Source organism: Clostridium sp. RTP31139st1_H3_RTP31139_211217 (assembly GCF_040227035.1).
GTDB classification, from domain to species: domain Bacteria; phylum Bacillota; class Clostridia; order Clostridiales; family Clostridiaceae; genus Clostridium; species Clostridium saudiense.
In genome coordinates this window covers 148,054-168,349 of sequence record NZ_JBCOAB010000003.1, presented here as the reverse complement: position 1 = coordinate 168,349, position 20,296 = coordinate 148,054, and the positions used below count along the sequence as shown (strand labels likewise).

General features: G+C 26.3%; 18 protein-coding genes and 1 tRNA gene. 13 read left to right on the top strand and 6 right to left on the bottom strand.

Features of this window, described 5'->3' with window-relative positions; genetic code table 11:
- The first annotated feature begins 126 nt into the window (after nucleotides 1-126).
- Both dptG and dptH read left to right on the top strand, forming a co-directional pair.
- The gene (dptG, locus tag ABUA17_RS02795; protein ID WP_349818031.1) at nucleotides 127-339 is read left to right on the top strand and encodes a DNA phosphorothioation-dependent restriction protein DptG; all 213 of its coding nucleotides are present in this window, start codon (nucleotides 127-129) and stop codon (nucleotides 337-339) included.
- Nucleotides 320-5,470: a DNA phosphorothioation-dependent restriction protein DptH gene (gene dptH / locus ABUA17_RS02790; RefSeq protein ID WP_195952397.1), complete on the top strand. Its 5,151-nt coding sequence runs from the start codon at nucleotides 320-322 to the stop codon at nucleotides 5,468-5,470. Before dptG ends, dptH begins: the two co-directional genes overlap by 20 nt.
- A 106-nt stretch (nucleotides 5,471-5,576) precedes the next feature.
- On the opposite strand, the gene ABUA17_RS02785 is transcribed toward dptH, so the two are convergent.
- Genes ABUA17_RS02785 through dndB form a run of 5 tightly spaced genes read right to left on the bottom strand, consistent with a single transcriptional unit; the run spans nucleotide 5,577 to nucleotide 12,013 of the window.
- Nucleotides 5,577-6,755, bottom strand: coding sequence for a cysteine desulfurase family protein (locus ABUA17_RS02785; protein WP_195952398.1), 1,179 nt, complete (start codon nucleotides 6,753-6,755; stop codon nucleotides 5,577-5,579).
- A complete protein-coding gene (locus ABUA17_RS02780; protein WP_055291305.1) occupies nucleotides 6,752-7,141 on the bottom strand; it encodes a DndE family protein in 390 nt (129 codons plus the stop codon). Before ABUA17_RS02780 ends, ABUA17_RS02785 begins: the two co-directional genes overlap by 4 nt.
- A 2-nt stretch (nucleotides 7,142-7,143) precedes the next feature.
- The gene (gene dndD / locus ABUA17_RS02775; RefSeq protein ID WP_195952399.1) at nucleotides 7,144-9,303 is read right to left on the bottom strand and encodes a DNA sulfur modification protein DndD; all 2,160 of its coding nucleotides are present in this window, start codon (nucleotides 9,301-9,303) and stop codon (nucleotides 7,144-7,146) included.
- Nucleotides 9,293-10,921, bottom strand: a complete 1,629-nt coding sequence (gene dndC, locus ABUA17_RS02770) for a DNA phosphorothioation system sulfurtransferase DndC (RefSeq protein WP_195952400.1) — start codon at nucleotides 10,919-10,921, stop codon at nucleotides 9,293-9,295. Before dndC ends, dndD begins: the two co-directional genes overlap by 11 nt.
- Nucleotides 10,922-10,933: 12 nt before the next feature.
- Entirely contained in the window at nucleotides 10,934-12,013 is a 1,080-nt protein-coding gene (dndB, locus tag ABUA17_RS02765) for a DNA sulfur modification protein DndB (protein ID WP_055291299.1), read from the bottom strand.
- A gap of 96 nt (nucleotides 12,014-12,109) precedes the next feature.
- Between dndB and ABUA17_RS02760 the strand changes: the two genes are divergently transcribed.
- The 11 genes from ABUA17_RS02760 to ABUA17_RS02710 all read left to right on the top strand — a co-directional run bounded on the left by ABUA17_RS02760 (nucleotide 12,110) and on the right by ABUA17_RS02710 (nucleotide 19,781).
- A complete protein-coding gene (locus ABUA17_RS02760) occupies nucleotides 12,110-13,369 on the top strand; it encodes an HNH endonuclease domain-containing protein (protein ID WP_207743357.1) in 1,260 nt (419 codons plus the stop codon).
- On the top strand, nucleotides 13,344-14,288 hold the full coding sequence (locus ABUA17_RS02755; RefSeq protein WP_195952402.1) for a helix-turn-helix transcriptional regulator: 945 nt from the start codon (nucleotides 13,344-13,346) through the stop codon (nucleotides 14,286-14,288). Before ABUA17_RS02760 ends, ABUA17_RS02755 begins: the two co-directional genes overlap by 26 nt.
- Before the next feature lie 128 nt (nucleotides 14,289-14,416).
- Nucleotides 14,417-14,599, top strand: coding sequence for a DpnD/PcfM family protein (locus ABUA17_RS02750; RefSeq protein WP_195952403.1), 183 nt, complete (start codon nucleotides 14,417-14,419; stop codon nucleotides 14,597-14,599).
- An 81-nt stretch (nucleotides 14,600-14,680) separates the two neighbouring features.
- On the top strand, nucleotides 14,681-15,169 hold the full coding sequence (locus ABUA17_RS02745; protein WP_195952404.1) for a hypothetical protein: 489 nt from the start codon (nucleotides 14,681-14,683) through the stop codon (nucleotides 15,167-15,169).
- Nucleotides 15,170-15,313: 144 nt separating this feature from the next.
- Nucleotides 15,314-15,778, top strand: a complete 465-nt coding sequence (locus tag ABUA17_RS02740) for a hypothetical protein (protein WP_195952405.1) — start codon at nucleotides 15,314-15,316, stop codon at nucleotides 15,776-15,778.
- Nucleotides 15,779-16,070: 292 nt separating this feature from the next.
- The gene (locus ABUA17_RS02735; RefSeq protein WP_288218732.1) at nucleotides 16,071-16,457 is read left to right on the top strand and encodes a hypothetical protein; all 387 of its coding nucleotides are present in this window, start codon (nucleotides 16,071-16,073) and stop codon (nucleotides 16,455-16,457) included.
- 337 nt (nucleotides 16,458-16,794) lie between these two features.
- Nucleotides 16,795-17,391 carry a class I SAM-dependent methyltransferase gene (locus ABUA17_RS02730; RefSeq protein WP_195952406.1) on the top strand — a complete coding sequence of 199 codons (597 nt, stop codon included), beginning with the start codon at nucleotides 16,795-16,797 and terminating at the stop codon, nucleotides 17,389-17,391.
- 6 nt (nucleotides 17,392-17,397) lie between these two features.
- Nucleotides 17,398-17,706, top strand: coding sequence for a nucleoside triphosphate pyrophosphohydrolase (locus ABUA17_RS02725; protein WP_055276066.1), 309 nt, complete (start codon nucleotides 17,398-17,400; stop codon nucleotides 17,704-17,706).
- Nucleotides 17,707-17,981: 275 nt separating this feature from the next.
- Entirely contained in the window at nucleotides 17,982-18,464 is a 483-nt protein-coding gene (locus ABUA17_RS02720; RefSeq protein ID WP_195952407.1) for a hypothetical protein, read from the top strand.
- A 111-nt stretch (nucleotides 18,465-18,575) separates the two neighbouring features.
- On the top strand, nucleotides 18,576-18,719 hold the full coding sequence (locus tag ABUA17_RS02715; RefSeq protein ID WP_156327401.1) for a hypothetical protein: 144 nt from the start codon (nucleotides 18,576-18,578) through the stop codon (nucleotides 18,717-18,719).
- A gap of 303 nt (nucleotides 18,720-19,022) precedes the next feature.
- Nucleotides 19,023-19,781 carry an SDR family NAD(P)-dependent oxidoreductase gene (locus tag ABUA17_RS02710; RefSeq protein ID WP_042399094.1) on the top strand — a complete coding sequence of 253 codons (759 nt, stop codon included), beginning with the start codon at nucleotides 19,023-19,025 and terminating at the stop codon, nucleotides 19,779-19,781.
- A 240-nt stretch (nucleotides 19,782-20,021) separates the two neighbouring features.
- Here the strand turns inward: ABUA17_RS02710 and ABUA17_RS02705 are convergent.
- Nucleotides 20,022-20,097, bottom strand: a tRNA-Met gene (locus ABUA17_RS02705).
- Nucleotides 20,098-20,296: the final 199 nt, after the last annotated feature.

Below are 20,296 nucleotides of genomic sequence, written 5' to 3'. Positions count from 1 at the left end.
TACTTTAACATGAACGTACCCGTATGGGTTATTTTTTTTGCAATTAATTAGTGTTGCACTTGATATTGTAATTTATCATATAATAACTTTGCAAAGAGAAGAGGTCAATTAGGATATAATTTAAATATGACAGAAGATGATATTATCTTAATGACTAAAATATGTATTAATAACAATGAAAAAATGAAACTTAACAAATTGTTTGATGAATTTGAATTAAGAGGTATATTTTTTGATAGAGATTCAAAAACAAAGATTGTACAGTTATATGAAAAGTTAAATTTATTAGAAAAGAAATCAGATAGTGGGGATGCACAATATGTCAGATCAGTTTTATAGTTATTTAGCAGAAAAAATAATAGAGTTTTTTAGAATTAATCCTTTAACTCCAGGGTCAAAGTATAATATTCAATTTGAAAAAGAAGAAGAAGTAAGAGAATTATACGAGAAGTTAAAAGAAAATACTTATTATAGGGATTATGAGTATAAAGATCCCAAAGGAGAAGTGAAATATAAATCTTATGAATTAGACTTTAATGGAGTGCAATTAATAATATCAGCAACCATAGATGATGTTCAACCTGATTTTTTAACTAGATTAAGAAATATGGTTGGTATGGAATCGGGATATGAAAGAAAAGCTATTTTATTTATTCATAATACTACTTTAGATAGTATTATGGGAGGGACAGAATCTTTTGCAAAAGAAGGAATGCCTTTTCATATAGATTCTATACAAAAAGATATTAAGTCAGAGTTAGAAGGTTCTTCATTTACAGATGTAGATAAAGCAATTATTAATATGGATTTAGAGAGAAAGAAGAATGTTCTGTTTCAGGACAACAATTCTATATTTGAGTATAGAGAAGTTTTAGATATTTTAAATAAAGGCTGTATTAATAAAGAGCAATATAAAGATTTTGGGTTATTTTATGATAGCAAGTTAAGTGAATTTGAAGGGAAAGAGTTAAAAAATAGAATAAAAGATAATGCTTTATATTTTAATAGAGTAGATGAAATACACAATTATGGAACACCTGAAACTCAATTAGAAAAATACTTTGAGGAGAAAGGTATAGAGAAGCTTAAGGTTAGCGAATGGAAAGATGTCGAATATAAAGAAGTTAAGAGGTCCGTTGATGAAAAGAAGCTAATTAAACCTTTAGAATATTTATCCGCTTCTCATGAGTGGGATAAAGAAGAGGGAACATCAAAAGCAAAATCAAGAATAAGAAATATAATAGTATTTAATGAGACTAAAGCTGAATCTGTAGATTTAGAGTTTTCTTTTGATGATTATTTAAAGAAAGAGTATATTTACAAGGTTGAAGGACAAGTTGAAGCCTCAACTTCAGGACGAAAATTAAAGGTAACAATAAAAGATGTAGAGGGAAAATCTAATTTTTATAAAGTTATTTATAAGGATGAAAAAGTAAAATTTGAATTTAAAATTGTTATGCTTAAATGTAATGAAAAATATCTAGAAAGTATAAAATCTAGATTTTCATTGGTAATTAAAAAGAAAGAACAATATATATCAATTAATACTAATGATTCTTCTGTAACATTTAATGAGTTTGCTGAAGGAAACGTAACTAACTATGAGCTAGATTCTAATAATGATGTTATAAGTATTGAAAGTGATGAAAAACTAACAGTTAAAATAAGTGAAAACTTTGAATATGAAAATGATAGTGATTTAGCTAAATTTAACTTAAAAATAGGAAATGAATTGGTTCCAATTGGTATAGTGGGAACTACAGAAAAAATAGTTCCTATAGAAGGATTTAAAGTTTGGAAGTTAAAAAGAGAAAAAAACAGTGACTTTAAGTTGATAGGAGATAATAAATTACAACATGGTACTAGGGAATACTTTGCTAGAGATGAATTTAGAAAAAATTTAAATCTAGAAAAACAAATAATTGAGAATGAAGGTTTAAGTTTTCTTGATACAACAGATGGACTTGAAGCTGTTGATTTAGATTTAAATAGTGAAGTGAAAAAGACTTATTGTAACATATTAGAATATTATAAAATTTCTAAAAAGCTACCAAGTTTAACTTATTTAAATGATGACTTAAAGAAGTTATATGAAGAGTTTATAGGTGCATATATAAAATCATTAAATAATATTGAAGAAGGTTCCTATTTAACTCAATCTGAAAAGAATTTATTTAAGATTGGAACAATAAAAAGAGAAGTTGAAGATAGGGAGTTAATATTTACATCTTTACATCCATTAAATATAGCATATCAACTACACTTAATTAATTGTATTGATGATGAGACTATTTCTGACGAAGTATTAAAGAAATTTACTTCAACATATCTTTTACCATATATAGTTGATGAAAATGATAAGTTATATATACCTATGGAACAACAGCATACGCCTGAATGGAAGTATTATGTAGATGAAAGTCTTCCAAGATACAAGAGTTCTAGGGATTTTGTATCTAAGTTAGTTAATGAAAAGTTAGAAGAATTTGTAGGTCATTTTAAATATATGTTTGAAATGGGTAATAATGCTCCTATAAGAATTAATTTAATTAACACAGGGGATAGTAAAGAAATACTTCAAGGTATATTTAAGTATTATGTTAAGCAACTTAAGAGTGATAAGACTAAAGAAGTATTACCGATAGATTTATTTATATATTCGAATAAGAACATAACTAATGCATTTGAAGAAGTAGCATTTAATGAAAATATTAATAGTTTAAAAGAAATTTATAACTTAGATTTAAAGGTTGATCATATGTCGGAGGAAGATGTATTAAATCTTTATAGAGAAAAGGTACATTTCTATACAAAAAAAGTAGAAGATGGAATAGAATATGCACATATAACTTTCTTAGAAATGAATAATGAAGCTAAGAAGGTTACTTCAAATATGGATGATATACCATCAGGAATAATATTAAATGGGATGATTTCGGGGGTGCCATCAGTATTTCTAGGAGATTCATATAGAACGGGATTTGGTACGAAATATACGAATACAGATAATAAGGTAATGAACATAGCTATAAAGTTAAATGCTGTTAATGCTTGTTCAGCAGGTGAACCATTTAATAGTAATCAATGTAAGGCTATATCAGTCCCTAATAATAGTAAAACAGTTTTAGATAAAATATATGATGCAAGTCACTGGATTACATTTATCGATCCAAAAGTTGATTTAAACTTCTTTAAAAATGATCCTAAGGCTAAAGATTTGCTTATTATTCATTATAGCGATCAATATACTACGGCGGGGGGATATGATGCTATAACTGTTACAAGAAAATCTGGTCCTTATCAAAGAGTTATAGAAGAATTCTTAACTAAAAAAGGAATAAAAAATGCACATGATTATTCACCAGCAGTAATAAATATGTTTAATGCTGTTAATGGAGATTGGCTTTTAAGGCTGTTATCAAGTAAATCTCATTTTCCTAAAGAAAAAATAAGCATTCTTTCTGCAATAAAATTAGCATTAGCTGAATTTAAAAAAGATAATATTATTTGGGTTCCTATATCATTAGAAGAGGTATTAAGGGTATCTGGAGGAGCAGGATTAAAACAAAGTGAAGGATTCTTTTCTGCTAAAAACTTAGGATTTGATACTGGAGTAACTAGTGATGATATTTTACTCGTTGGGATTGAAACAGTAAACAATGAGGTTTTTGTTCATTATTATCCTATAGAAGTTAAGATAGGAGAAAATAATTCAACATATATACAAAAGGGAATTGAACAAGCAAAATCAACTAAAAAGATATTTAACGAGACACTATTACCAGATGAAAATGGTGATTTGACAAGCACTCAAAAAGTTTACAGAAACTTCTTAATGCAATTAGTTATAACTAGTGCAGAAAAGTTAAATTTATATAATGTTTGTGATGAAGAAAACTGGATTAAAGTAATTGATTCTGATTTAAGAAGAAGATTACTTAATGAAGAGTATGAAATAAGCAGTTCTTTTGATAATTCAATTGGGGAGGCTGCAGTTATATCATTTAAAAAGGGTGTAACTTTTAATGATATTAGATTAGAAGATGAAGTTATGGTAATAGAAATGTCTGAAGAAGAAGGGATTAATTTTATAACTAAGAGTGTTAAGGAAATTAGAGAAATTGTTGATGGAGTAGAAGTAGTTGGTACAGAATCAACAACAGTAGTTGATGGTAATGATATTAAAGAAATTGCTGATGATTCAGATGATATTAATATATGTACACCAGAAGAACTATTACCAGATAAAACATCAACGCATAATCCAGAAGTTCAAACAGTAGGTGAAGTTGGAGATCAATATATATCAAATATAAAAGAAGAAAGAAATATGCAGATATTATTTGGAGTTAATGAAAAAAATAATAAAGAAGTTTATTGGTATCCAAATGATACAGATAAAGTATTCCATACTAATACTGGTATTATAGGAACAATGGGAACTGGAAAGACCCAATTTACTAAATCAATGATTACTCAAATTCATAGAGAGTCAAAATATAATGTTGATGGAAAAAATGTTGGAATATTAATCTTTGACTATAAAGGTGATTATAATAATTCTAAAACAGATTTTATAGAAGCTACGAATGCAAATGTATATGAATTGTATCATTTGCCATTTAATCCTTTATCAGTTATAAAAGCGAAGAACTCTAAGCCAATGTTGCCACTTCACACAGCTAATAGTTTAAAAGTTACATTAGCTAAAGCCTTTGGACTTGGAATTAAGCAGGAAACATTGTTAAGAGATTTAATAATGGAGGCTTATGAGAAGAGGGGAATAATTAAAAACAAACCAGAAACATGGGAAAAACCAGCTCCTACATTAAAAGATGTTTATGATATATATGTAAATAGAGAAGATTTAAAAGAGGATAGTCTTTATGCTGCATTTAGTAACTTAATAGACTTTGAGATCTTTGAACCAGATCCACATCAAACAAAGAGTTTATTTGAATTAATTGATGGAGTTACAGTAATAGATTTATCAGGATATGATCCAGATATCCAAAACTTAGTTGTCGCAATTACATTAGATTTATTCTATTCACAAATGCAAGCTTATGGCCATAGTGGAGTACAAGGAAATCTAAGACAGTTAAATAAGATGATATTAGTTGATGAAGCTGATAATTTCTTAAGTAAGGATTTTGAAACTTTAAAGAAGATACTTAAGGAAGGAAGAGAGTTTGGAGTAGGAACTATACTTTCAACTCAATTATTAAGTCATTTCTCAACAGGGGAAAATGATTATGCTAATTATATTCTAACTTGGATAGTTCATAATGTTGCTGAAATTAATCCAAAGGATGCAAAATATATCTTTAATGCTCAAGCTAAGAGTGATCAAGAAATAATTTGTAATAAGATTAAGAGTTTAAGTAAGCATTATAGTTTGGTTAAGATGGGAGATACTGATAGACCTATATTTATGAAAGATAAGGCCTTTTGGGAGTTAGTTAAATAATCAAGAGTTAACATTCATTATATACCATAGAATTATATTTGTTTCTTAGTATTTTCAAGCTAATAAAAAAATCTACCCTAAAGGTAGATTTTTTTATTAACTATTATTATATTAAAATATCAGATAATACTGTATTTTTAGATATACTTAGTCTAATAAAGCTTGAGGTTTTGTTTTTATAACCTAATTCATCTATTACATAAGAGGGTTCACTAATTCCACAAGCAGATCCTGCAGAAATAGCCACTTTATCACCTAAATCTTTAATAAACATTTCATTAACTATACCAGGAATCAACATTCCAATAACTCCAGGAATTTTATTAACTGGATCACCTAAAAACTCAGTTCCAGGATATTTAGCTAATATCATTTTTTTAGATTCAACTTCAAGTTGTGCTATTTTCTTAATATATTCATTCATATCTCTCTTAGCAATTTCACAAGCCTTACCAAATCCAACTATATTATGAACTCCATGAGTTCCAGCTCTATATCCAGATTCTTGTTGACCACCATGAATTAAAGAAGTTAGTTTATAATTAGTTAATCCATTTTGTCTTATATATGCAGCACCTACACCTTTAGGAGCATATAATTTATGCGCTGAAAATGACATGAAATCTACTGGTAGAGTATTAACATCAATGTCGATTTTACCTAATACTTGTGTGGCATCTGTATGAAATAATATATTTTTTTCTTTAGCTATTTTGCTAAGTAGATTAATATCATTTAATGATCCAATTTCATTATTACCATAAATAAAAGAAGCTAAAATAGTATTATCTTTAATAGTTTTTTCAAATAATTCAGCATTTACTTGTGCATACTCATTAACTGGCAAAAAGTCTACTTCAAAACCTCTGTCTATTTTTTTTACAGCTTGTTTTTTTATAAATCTACTTGCTACAGATTTAGTTGGATTATTATTAAATACTTCACCATTTAAGAATTTACAAGTTTGCAATACTGATTTATGTTCGACTGTAGAAGTTATAATATGATTACCTTTTTCTTCATAGTACTTCATATAATCAGCAACACCTTTAATAATAAAGTTATTACTTTCAGAAGCGCCACTAGTAAATATTATTTCATTAGGTTTTGCATTAATAAGAGCAGCAACTTGTGATCTAGCCTTTTCAACTGCTTTTTCTGCATTTACTGCTAATGTATAGTGTCTACTAGAAGGATTACCAAACTCTTCTTTAAGGTAAGGAAGCATAGCTTCCAAAACCTCAGGATCAACAGGAGTAGTGGCACTATTATCTAAATATATCATATAGATGCATCTCCTTTTTGAGTAATTGTTCTTAGGAATTTCTCTAAATTACCACCTGAATATTTATAAAGGTTTTGAAGTATTTCAGCACCTTTATCTATATGTTTTTTTGTATATAAAGGATAATATTCATCATCAGTTAAATGTTTATTTAAATTAACTTCCATTAAAGATTTATATACATTATCAAACTCACCAGTAACAGTTGATCTTTGTAATTCTAATCCATTTGTATCAGTTTCTCCATATAAATCAATTGAATTAGTATCTTTTAAAGATAATGCAATAGCAATCTTTGATAGAGCAAATGGCTTAAGGTTACTACTAGCACCTATTTCTTCAAATATTTCTTTTGTCTTTTTTGATGTTTTAAGTCTAAATCCCATAATTACACCTCGAAGTAACCTTTCTTAACTTCAGTTTTTCTTGCACTCTCATTATATAAAAGTAAATATTCATCACAAATATAAGGTTTAATAACATTATATAGGTTAGAATCAATTTCTTCATTTGTAGAGAGAATAATTACTTGTTTACTTATATTAGGTAAGTAATCTACAGTTAAAGTCTTTCTATGACTTTCGTCAATTCTAGCATAAGGAGTATCTATAATAAATGGAACTTCAACTCCAGAACTTTTAATTAATGCCCAAATTAAGCAAAGAATATAAATTTGTTTTTCACCTTTAGAGAAGTCATTAACATTAACTTTAGTTCTTACTTCAATATCTTCCCAACTTGGATTATTATTTAAGTATTCCATTAATTCAGATAAAGATGAAACAGGATATTTATTTAAAAGATCTTCTATAAACATAAGACCATATTTCTTAGAAATATCATTTATACCTAAGTTGCTAATTATATTTTGAATTTCAAGTGAGCTATATCCTCTATTAACATATAATGTTGATTCGAATGAATCATCAATTACAATACTTGAAACATATTCATTTTTTCTAATTATAGTCTTAAATATACTTATAAAGTTTTCTTCTATTAATCTTAGTTTATCTTTAGTTAATGTAGTTAATAAAGCATCAAGATATTCTGTAAGATTAGATGATAACTCTAAAACATTATTATCTTGTAATGAAGAAGTGTATTGATTTTTAGCCCTAATATAATGATATTCCGCATTTTTAAGTTCTTCATTACAATTATCTAACTTATGTTTTAATGTTAGAATAGAGTTCTGAGTATTAATTATATTATTATTAATAGCTTCTATTTCTTTTAGATAATTTTCAACTAATTCTCCTGAAATAGTTGAATTCAATTTATCTCTACAATCTCTAAGTTCTATAGCAATAGATTTTAATTTATCAAAATTATTAATTAATGATCTTTTGTAAGTTTCATTATTAGCAATAATTGAAGTTATTGTTGATAAAACGTTGATTTTTTGATCATCAGATAATAATAATATCTCACTTATATTTTGTAATTCATTAACATCAAACATATTGTTTAATATAGTTACTGCAATTTCATCAAAATCAGCAGAGGAATTGTTTAAAGTAGGTATAGAATTAAAAGATTTTTTAATTATTTCACCTGATAATTTGTTTTTTACTGCTTTATATGATGATATATTTTCTTCTTTATCAATTTGTACTTTAGTATCTACTAGCAAATCACTAATGATTAAGAATGGTAATATATCATTACAGAAATCCTTAATTTCTTGATTTATAATTGAACGTTCATTTTCTAGCTTAGTAATTTTAGAAGTTATTTCAGCACGTTCAGTTTCTAATATACCACCAGAACTTTTAAATTCATCATCAAGAGTATTTTTTTTAACTAAAAGTTCATCAAGTTCTAATTCTTTAGCTTCAATATGAGAAGAGATTAAATCTATTTCAGATTTAGCAGTTTTAACTCTATTTAATGCTTCATCATAAAGAGTTTGAATATCATTTAAATTAGTATTATTTTTAGAAATATTTCTTTGATAAGAAAGTAATTGTTTCTTTAAAATATTAAAGGTATCATAATTAAATAATTGCAGTACTGCATCCTTCAAGCTATTTGATGAATTTTTACCTATAAAGAATTCAGTAAGTTCTTCTCCGTCAAAGAAGAAAAAGTCGAATAAACTTGGTGGTAAAACTGATTGAAGATATCTATTAAAGTAATTAATTTCATCTTCATTTAACACAGAACCATTTTTAGTAACTTCAAAATGTTCAACTATTTTTTGTTTAATATATTGCCAACTTCTATTTAAAGTATAGTTATTAATTTGAGTACCTTCTTTAAATGATAATGATAATGATATGTCGCAATTTACAATATCATTTTTAAAAGCATTGTTATTTATGTTGTTTTTTACCTTAGTTAAGTAGTTTGAATTTATACCTATATATCCATAGCTCATTGGTCCATAAATACAAAGCTTTATTGCTTCGAATAAAGTTGATTTACCGGCTCCATTTTCTCCACCAATTAAAACTATATTTTTGTTTTCTTTAGGAGAAAAAGAAAATTCAGTTTCATCTTCATATGATCTAAAGTTTTTAAGTTTTATACTATTAATTATCATTTTCTATCTCCTCAATTATACTTTTGTGTAAATATCTTTGGTTTAATACCTTCGAAATTGATTTATCTAATACGGTCTTATTAGTAAAATGTTTTGATTTATTAGTTTCAATAAGTAATTTATTAATTAAATGATCAGATAAATTAAATTCTTTGTTTAGATTTTTTATTGTATCTAATGTTTCTTTATCAAATATAGGCTTCTTAAAATCATGCCATGGAAGTTTCTCACCAATAACTTCATAATAAATATCAACAAGACTTCTTCTAGTTAAATCTTCTTCGTCATCCCAAATCATATCAATTTGTTCTAATTCCTCAATAGTTATAAGAGGAAAATCAATAAATTCATTCATTACTAGTTGAGTTTCTAATAGCCTTTTTAGAATTTCTTTTCTAGCAAAGAAGTTAAAAGGACCATAGCCAATAACATGAATATATGGCTTAGTTTCCTTATCAAATATTTTATTTTCATCTAACTTATATTCTGAAATAAGAGGTAGTAATTCTAAAAATATTTTTTCTTTATCAGTAGATTCTCTTTTACCAGAAATCTTATCTTCTTGACTATTTCTTAAATCAATATATTTTTTATTACTTTCTTTATCAGTAAATATATAATTTTTATTTAATGTAAAATCATCTAAAAGTGGTAAATCTTCTAAATATAATTTTTTGTAATAATGGTTACCATCACGTCTAAATTGTTGTCTGTATTCATGTTTATCTCTTATACTTAATAGCCAAGCCCTAAAATCAAGAAGTGGCATTAACCAATCTTCACCGTTTTTTATAAAGCCAGTAAGAGATTTATCTTCTTTAACAACTGTACATATCCAGCAACCAAATCTTGAATTACCACATGAAGGGGAATCTACTTCTCCTTTAGCATTTTTAGTTATAGTAAAAGGACATTCTCCAGCATCTGAGCCTGCATATAATGCAAATAATTCATTATTATCTCCACCCCATGGAGTTACACCATTATTACTAAGTAAAGTTTTCCAAACATCATCAGTTGTATAATCAACTATTGGATTATATACATAAGTGTTTTGTAGTGAACCATGAGGAGTTAATAAATAGCCATCAATTGCTCTATTTTCTATTCTTATTTTTCTTGCAATACTTTCAGCTTTTCTAACACCAAGTAATACGATAACCTCACCATTTTCTTTAACTTTTTCTTCAATAAAAGTATTAGATGGTTTAATTTTAAGGCGTTCTGTACACCATCTGAATCTGATAGAAGTTGGAGTAGGTAGTCCTTTACCGATTATATTAGTCCAAAATGTATTGTTATAGTCAGGGTGAACCATTTCTGCATATAAAGGTAATCCTTTAGCTTGAGCACCTTTATTAATTAATTGAGAAGCTTCTTTTAGATATCCTAACACTATAGGATTTTCAATAAGGGTATCTGAAGATACTACATAAATTGGTTTATGCCTTTCTTCTTTAGATAGTGATTCTAACATAGTGAAAGCTAGTTGAACAACAACTGTACTATCTTTGCCTCCACTATATCCTATAATCCAAGGTCTATTATCATTTTTATAAACAAGCTTCATTTCTTCTATTACTTCATTTATTTTTATGTTTATATCGTTAGTTGTCATATAATCATCCTTCTATTTTTGAAATTCACTTTCAAGTTTTTCTTCCTCTTTTGTTAGTGGAAGACCAATTTTTGTTTTAATTAATATACAAGTTAATTTAACATAGCTTGCACTTTTTACAATACGTCCATTTGGTGCTATAACTCTATTTTCCCAATCTTTAAGATTACTTCTATTCCAATCTATAGAGTTAAGCTTAGCAATATAATCTTTCCAGTTAGGGTAGTTATTACTATATAAATAATTTCCTATGATACCGATAGCTTCAAGTACAACACCATTAGAATTTATGTATGTATTTCTAAAGTTATGTGCACTCATTTCTTTATTAAAAACGAACATCCATTCACTTATATTATCACATAAACATCTCCAAAACTCAAAAACAAATTTTTGAGACTGCTCATCAGTAGCATTTATTTTATTAAGTAGTTTTTTATTTGTTTCATAAATACTACTTAGTATAAATAGTTTTGCAGAGTATTTAGGTAGTGATGTATTTTCTTTATCAGTAAAGTTTTTCAAGTAATCATTACTATCTAATAAATTTTTAGTTATTATTGCAATTGGATCTCTTGAATCATATAAGATTCCTATTGATTTAGATACATTTACTGCATGTTTATTTAAATCTGCAAATATTTGTTGGCTTCTACGAAGTCCTTCATCCACGAATAAAACTATGGAAATAGTTTCCTCGCCTAATTCTGGAGCTGCTTTTAAAGCTTCTTCAATTGCAGCACGTCTATGTTGGCCATCATTTATAAGAAGTTTGCTATCCATAGCAACTTTAAGAACTCCTATATTTTCATTTAAGTTTTTATCAAAAGATGAAAATTCAAATTCTCCATCTATTGAGGCTGTTAAAGATGAAAATACATAGTCTTTTGGATTATTTATAATATAATTAGCCATTTCTGGTATTCTAGTTTTATTTAAAATTCTTTGTGATCTGTATTCAGCAGGAATTTCTTCTTCATTAAAAATGAATAGTTTAGATAATATTTTCAATGGGCACATAATAACAAAATATTCTTTTGAAGATTGGATTCCCTTTATAGCAGGAAATGTATAGAAAAAATTGCTTACCATAATACCTCCTTACGTACGTAAATATATGTATAAATTATATAATATTTTATTACGTACGTAAATATATTTCGGAAATTTTAAAATATAAAGTGTATAATGATATATAATGTAAATAGAGTAATTGTATTTTTAAGGAGAAAAGAAGAAATGATTGAATTGCCTTTTGATGAAGATATAGATATAAGAATGCTAGAAAATGTATTTGATGATATGACTAATAGTTATAAAATATTTTGGTTTCTAGGTGTATTTGAAGAAGTTATAGCTAATAAGAAAATAATATCATTTAAGGAAGTTGTAGCAAGAATGATTGCGAAGGCTTGGTATCCGTTATTAAATTATAATTTGAATTTTGGATCACAGGATCAGATGTCAAAGAATATTAAAAAAATATTTAATGAATACATAAAAGATAAGGAGATATCAAAATTTCAATTATATAAAGAATTATGTAGTACAGAAAATAAAGAGTTAGAAAAAATAATGAAAGAATTTTATAAATATGTTCCGTATAGATTATTAAGAGGATTTTATAAGAATGAATTAAGAGGAGTAAAAGATGGAATAATTAATAAAAGTATAGAGGAACTTGCTAAAAATGATAGTAGAGTGTTCTATAGAATTAATTCTGAGAAAAAACAAATATATATAAATGAAAATTGGTACAAGTATATTTGTGAAAATCAAAATATTATTAGAGGGTGGGCGAATTATAATCTTATTTTATTCTTACAAAATAAGAATCCTAGTGTTCCAGCAATACCATTAAAGTTAGAACCACCTATTGAACGTAATTTGGTTAATGCTAAGAAATATTGGAATAATGTTATTAAAAATATTAGAATAAAGGATATTTATACAGGAGAATATTTTACAGAAGAAAAATATAAAGAAAATGGTCCATTAAGTATTGATCATTTTTTACCTTGGAGTTTTGTTGGACATGATGAATTGTGGAATCTTGTACCTACATTTAGAAATATAAATAGCAGTAAAAGTGACTCATTACCTAGATATGATATTTATATTGAGGATTTTTCCGAAGTTCAGTTTCAAGGTATAGATTTTATTAGAAAACAAAGAGAGTCTCGAAAATATATAGAAGAGTATTTATCAATAGACAAAACCTTGGATATTAAAGCTATAATGAATGTTAATAGTGAATTGAATAAAGATAAGTTCATACATGATTTGAAAGCAATGATAAATCCGTTATATCAAATTGCATATAATCAAGGATTTCATGAATGGACTTATAATATAAGTAACAAGGATATAATTAGGTTAGATAAAAAAGTAGAAAAGTGTAATATAATAGGAAGTAATTTAAATGGGAAAAGTAAACAATGCACTTAGAATGCTAGCCATACTAAGAAGCAGAAAAAAAGTAACAAGAAAAGAATTAGCAGAAGAGTTAGAAGTAGATATTAGACAAATAACAAGATATAAAGAAGACTTAGAATACGCTGGAGTTACCATAACCGAAATAAAGGGTAGATACGGTGGATACATTTTAGAAAATAAAGATTACCTATTAAACTTAGAGTTAAGCGATAAAGAAAGTTTAGCATTATCTAAAACAAAAGATTATCTAAAAGATCAAGGCTTACACTTTTATAATGACTTAAGTTCAGCAATAGAAAAAATAAAAGCAATAAACCCTAAAGATAATAATTATAATTCAGAAAGTATATATTCAAAAGGAATAAAGATTAAAGCAAATCATGAAGAAGAAAGTGAAAAATGGCTTACTATTAATGATGGAATTCTAAATAATAGAAAATTAAGAATTAAATACATGGATTCTAAAGGATGTTGTACAGAAAGAATAGTTCAACCTTATAAATTGTACACATATTATGGATCAAATTACTTTATAGGAAAATGTGAAGAAAGAAATGAACTAAGACAATTTAAACTAGTAAGAATAAAAAATATAGAACTATTAGAAGATAGATTTATAAAAGATGATTTCGATATAAATGAGTATCTTAAAAATTCAATTGGATTATTTAAAGATAAAACTTATAAAATAAAGTTAAAAATAACTTATCCATATGCAATGGGCTTTAAGGAATATTCATGGACAGAAGAAGAAAGCATAGAAGATTATATAGAAAAGGGGTACCTTATTTATAATGCAAAAGTAGAAGGAAAGACTGAAGTTATTCCATGGATTATGGGAATGGGAACAGCTTGCACTGTTTTAGAACCATTAGAATTAAAAGATGATATCATAAAAGCATATAAAGAAATTCTTAACCAATATAAATAATGTTTAAGGAAGCTATGTAAGTATTAAATATAAATTCTTACATAGCTTTTGTTTTTTGTTGATCTAAATATAGTACCTGATCTATAATCACTTATTAAATAATAGTTATTTAAGGAGATTTAAAAAGTATGAATAAATATAGATTTAATATAGAAGAAGTGCTAAATAGAGAAATAATGATTGAAGCTAATAATTTTGAAGAGGCTATGAAAATAATTAATAGACTATACAAGGAAGGAGAAATTATATTGGATTATAGTGATTTTGTAGGATATACGATAGATTATATAAAAGAAGAAAATAAATTTTAAAAATAAATTAAAAGGACGATATATGTCACTATTAACATTTATTATATACACATAGAATAAATTACTTAAGAGGTGGCAGATATGATAAAAATACAACATAATTTAGATGTAAAAAAATTTAAGTGGTTATGGTGCAAATATGTACAAGATGGAAATGATCAAAAACATTGTACAAATTCTTTAAAAGGAAAATACAGCAAAAAATTTAGTAAGCATAATGAAAATTTTAATAATGAAACAACAATAGTATTTGATGAACAACCAGAAGATAGCTTTAAGGCACTTTACATATGTGGAGTTATTAATGCTGGATATAGTGCAAAAAAGAATTATCCTCACAATGTACATTTAGCTATTGTTCCTAAAGAAGGGGCAAGATGTCTTTATCAATTTGAAAATTGGACTATAGATATTGAAGGAGGAATGATTTCAATGATTCCTGAAATTAAAGAGTTACCTGAAAAGTATCAGGGGTTACCAGATGAGTATGTTACTTGCAGAATATTTAGATGGGCTATAGGATATTTTTTTAACAAGAAAAATGATTTAACTAATCTAAAAGAAGTTTAGTTAGTTTATAAATAAAATAGTATAAACACAATAGAATTAATTGATTATAAAAATTGATAATCATTAAAATTACTTTATATATAGTAGTGAATTGAAGTTTTTTTATTTATATATTATATGGAATTTTATTTGGGAGTTAAGTTTATGAAAAAATTGATTGTTGCAGGAATATTAGCTACTTTTACATTGTTTGCAGGTTGTTCAAATACTACAGGAACACAAAAAAATGAAGCATATAATCTATCAGAAGTTGAGGAAGAAGAGAATATTAAACCACAAGTTAATATAAATGATTTTGTAATAACAGGGCAATTACAAGAGCCAGATAGTATAGGAACTGTTTATTATAAAGCTACTTTAACAAACAATAGCATTTATTCAGTCAAATTTGCAGATTTTAAATACCATATGACTAAGGATGGGGTAGAGGAGAATACTTACTTAACTTTTTTAGATACAATATCAGCAGGGCGAACAAGCAGTGTTAGTGAGTGCTTTGGGAGTGATGATATGGAGTTAATTAGTATTACATTAACTCTTGTAAATACAGAAGGTAAAAACATATATGTTGAATATGATGCTAAGCTTGATGAAATAGAAATATGGTAATAAAATGAATAAATCGGTAAAATAAATGATAGATAAATAATTTATAGATCTTATTACATGGATTTTTTAATAATGAAAAATACTATATAATAGTATTAAAGGAAGTCATTTATTGTGACTTCTTTTAATTTATCTAGAAGGTAGTAGCATTGAAGAATAACACATTACATTTTTACAATAATAATTGAAAAACATACATAGAAACAACACTTACAATTGATATGAGCAAATTATATAAAGATTTTAAACAATATCCCGAAAGGTGGAACTATCCTAGACTTAGGGTTCGGAAGTGGTAGGGATAGTAAAACCTTTATGGATAATAGAAGAGAATATAGAGGAGAAAAATAAATTGAAAGAATTGAAGTTAGAGAAAATTATTGAAGAGAATAAAAAAACTATTAAAATAATTGAAAGATTTATAATGTTTGGGAAGGTTTATTCTATATTATCAATACCATTTTTATTGTCTTTTGTAATATTTAGTGAAAGTATAAATATTAAAAAAATAGCAATTCTGTTATTTATTTTGAATACAGTAATGGCAATAAAGGTGTCAGTAAGGAGTAAAGAACTATTAGAATTAAAAGAGTATACGGATGAAATTATAGAGGATAAAAAAAGAATAGAAAGATTAAGTATGTTTGAAAATAAAAAATTAAATAAAAATGAACTTTAGTAAGTTTTATATGGAGCTTTTTATTTCCTAATGGAGTAATGAGCAAAACTATTACTATAAAACCTAAAAAAAGAATTAGCACGTGGTATTAACATAAGAATTATTACAGGAAGCTATTTAAAAATAACATAACCACAAGCAATATACTTACTAAAATCAGAACTAGGAGATAAAGTAGACTTAAGATTTTAAGAAGCATATGAAGGAGGCTATTGATCTTAGGGGTGAAACTTATTATAAGAATAGATTTTTTAATAATGAAGAATAGTATATAATAAAATTAAAAGAAGTCATTTATTGTGACTTCTTTTAATTTATCTAGAAGGAAGTAGCAACATTGAAAAATAACACATTAGATTTTTACAACAATAATTCAAAAACATACATAGAAACAACACTTACAATTGATATGAGCAAATTATATAAAGAGTTTTTAAATAATATCCCAAAAGGTGGAACTATCCTAGACTTAGGGTGCGGAAGTGGTAGAGACAGTAAAGCATTTATAGATAAAGGATACAAAATAACAGCAGTAGATGGTTCCAAAGAATTAGCACAAAGTGCATCAAACCTAATAGGTCAAGAGGTTTTAGTTAGTAAATTTGAAGACTTATCATTAATAGACAAGTTCCATGGAATATGGGCATGTGCATCATTACTTCATGTTAATAAAAAAGATATCCTAGATGTTATAAAAAATGTATCCTCAAATTTAAATGATAATGGAATCTTTTATATGTCATTTAAGTATGGTGAAGATGAATATATAGATGAAAAAGGAAGATATTTTAATTGCTATACTGAAGAAACTTTTAATGAATTAATAAATAAAGTTGAAGGTTTAAAGATTATGAAAGTTTATAAAACTATTGATATTGTTCCAGGAAGAGGCGATATTACTTGGTTAAATGCAATTTGTGTTAAGGAGAGTTAAGAGGTTATGAAAACTTATAATAAGTTAGTAAGAGATTTAATACCAGAAGTTATAAAATCAACAGGAAAAGAATGTGAAATAGAAATAGCTCCAAAAGAAGAAAGAACAGCACTTCTTGAAGCTAAACTTATGGAAGAGGTTAATGAATATTTAGAAGATAAAAACTTAGAAGAGCTTGCAGACATTATGGAAGTTTTATTTGGACTAGCAGATAATATTGGATATAGTGAAGAAGATTTACTTAATAAAAGGCAAGAAAAGTTAAAAGAACGTGGTGGATTTAAAGAAGGAATTATATTAAAAGGTGTTAAATAGAAAATAAATCGATACGATACCTAAAAGAATGTTTAATTTGAAACAAGATATTAAACAATACAAAGAACTCTACTAATAAATTATAAGGTAGAGTTCTTTGTATTTTAATTTAAAAGAAGTTCAGTTACTTTATAAAGAAAATAGTATTAATACCTATTATTAATTATATAGATAAGCATAAAGACTACTCCATATGAGTAATAAAATGAAACTTTTTATTCATATATTATATAGGATTTTATTTGCAATAAGATTTTATTTAGGGGGTCAAATATATGAAAAGATTGCTTATTGTTGGAATACTAGCTACTTTAACTTTATTTGCAGGTTGTTCAAGTGCTACAGAATTACAAGAAAATGAAAGATACAATTCACCAGAAATTGAAGAAGCTGAAGATGGTGAGATAGAAGAATCAAAAGAATCAGAAATCAATATAAATGATTTTGTAATAACAGGGCAACTACAACAACCAGACAGCATGGGCACTATATATTATCAAGCTACATTAACAAATAATAGTAGCTATCCAGTTAAGTATGCAGATTTTAAGTATAATATAACTAAGGATGGTGTCAAAGAAGGTTCTTATTTAACATTTTCAGATACAATATTAGCAGGAGAAACAAGTAGTATTAGTGAATGCTTTGGTAGTGATGATATGGAGTTAATTAGCATTGAATTAACTCTAGTAGATGCTGAAGGTAATGACATTTATGTTGAATATGATGTTAAGCTTAATCAAATGGAAATATGGTAATAAAATAAATAGAGCAGTAAAAATAAAGGGTATATAAATCGTTTATAGATCTTATTAGATATATTTATAAATAAAAATAGTATATAATAGAATTAAAAGAAGTCATTTGTTGTGGCTTCTTTTAATTTTTATGTTAATAAATGTGGATTCCACATTGTTGAATTTTTTAATAAATATTATAAAGATTCTCAAAATGATAAGATTGATGGTGAATTTAATGAAGAGTTTTTTAGGTTTGAAAAAGTAATGAAATAAGTATACCTAAGTTAAGGCGTTACAATTTGATTATTAAGTTTATACAAGCAATTTTAATATATTGACTTTTAAAGGGGTGTCTAAAATAGACATACCTTTAAGATATACTTATTTAAACAATAATTTTAAGCAAGGATAATAAAAGATTAATCAGCAATATAAAACCTTATAGAATATTTAATAGAAATTAGTAATTTGAAATTTTTTACAATTAATAAAAAACATGATAAAATTATAACTATAAAAATAATATTTTTATTCAAAATAAAAGGATAATAAAGAGATGCAAATGGAGGGGATTATATGTTAAAGAACAAGGTAGCTATTATTACAGGAGGTAACTCAGGGATTGGAGAAGCAACTGCACTATTGTTTGCTAAAGAAGGTGCAAAGGTTGTAATAACTGCAAGAAGAAAAGAACAATTAGAAAATGTTGCCCAAAGAATCAGGGGCTTAGGTGGAGAAGTATTAGTAGTAACTAGCGATATTTCTAAAAAAGAAGATTGTAAAAATGTTATAGATGAAACAATAAAAACATTTGGTAAATTAGACATTTTAGTTAACAATGCTGGTGTACTAGATCATGCACTTTTACCTATTGAAGCTGTTGATGAAAATGATGTTAATTTTGTAATAGATGTTAATACAAAAGGAACTATAAATATTACAAATGTAGCTGCTAAGGTAATGTTAGAAAATAAAAGTGGCGCAATTATTAATGTAGCATCAGTTGCTGGTGTTTATGGTTCTGGAGGAGCTGTATATTGTGCTAGTAAAGGAGCAATAATTGGATTAACTAAAAATATTGCATTAAGAATGGCTAAAGAAGGAATACGTTGTAATGTTGTGTGCCCTGGTTCAGTAAAAACACCAATGTCTAAATCAGAAAATTTAGCTAATATGAATATGGATATGATGAATGCTATGATGGCTCATGCAGATTTAAAGCTACCAGTTTGTGAACCAGAGGATGTAGCTAACACTATAGCTTTCTTAGCTAGTGATAAGGCTAGAGCAATAACAGGACAAGTATTAGTAACTGATTTTGGTGCAAATTTATAATAAAATAAAAGTTAATTATTAAGCTAAGTAAACTTATATAATGAGTTTTATTATTAGGGTAATATGAAAATAGTAAATAAGTAATACATTTAAAAAGCTAGAAAATATTAATTAGTTTTCTAGCTTTATATTATTTTATATGAATTTTTGAATAAATTGTTTTTAATTTTGAGTTAATATGAATTTATTAAATACTTATACAAAAAAATAAACCTTATAAAATATAAGATTTATTTTTCTTGGTTGCGGGGGCAGGACTTGAACCTACGACCTTTGGGTTATGAGCCCAACGAGCTGCCAACTGCTCCACCCCGCGATATTATGTCTTGCAAACTTGTTTTGCTTAACTTGTAGGTTAAGTATAACTTTATAATTACATATAGTCAAAACTGCATTATGCCATATTAAGCCTTTAGAGGACAAGAAGTAGTTTAGAATACTAAATCTAGCTATATGCTATCAATATAACAACTTTTAAGTATTAATGATTTTTTAATATAAACTATGTGATATAA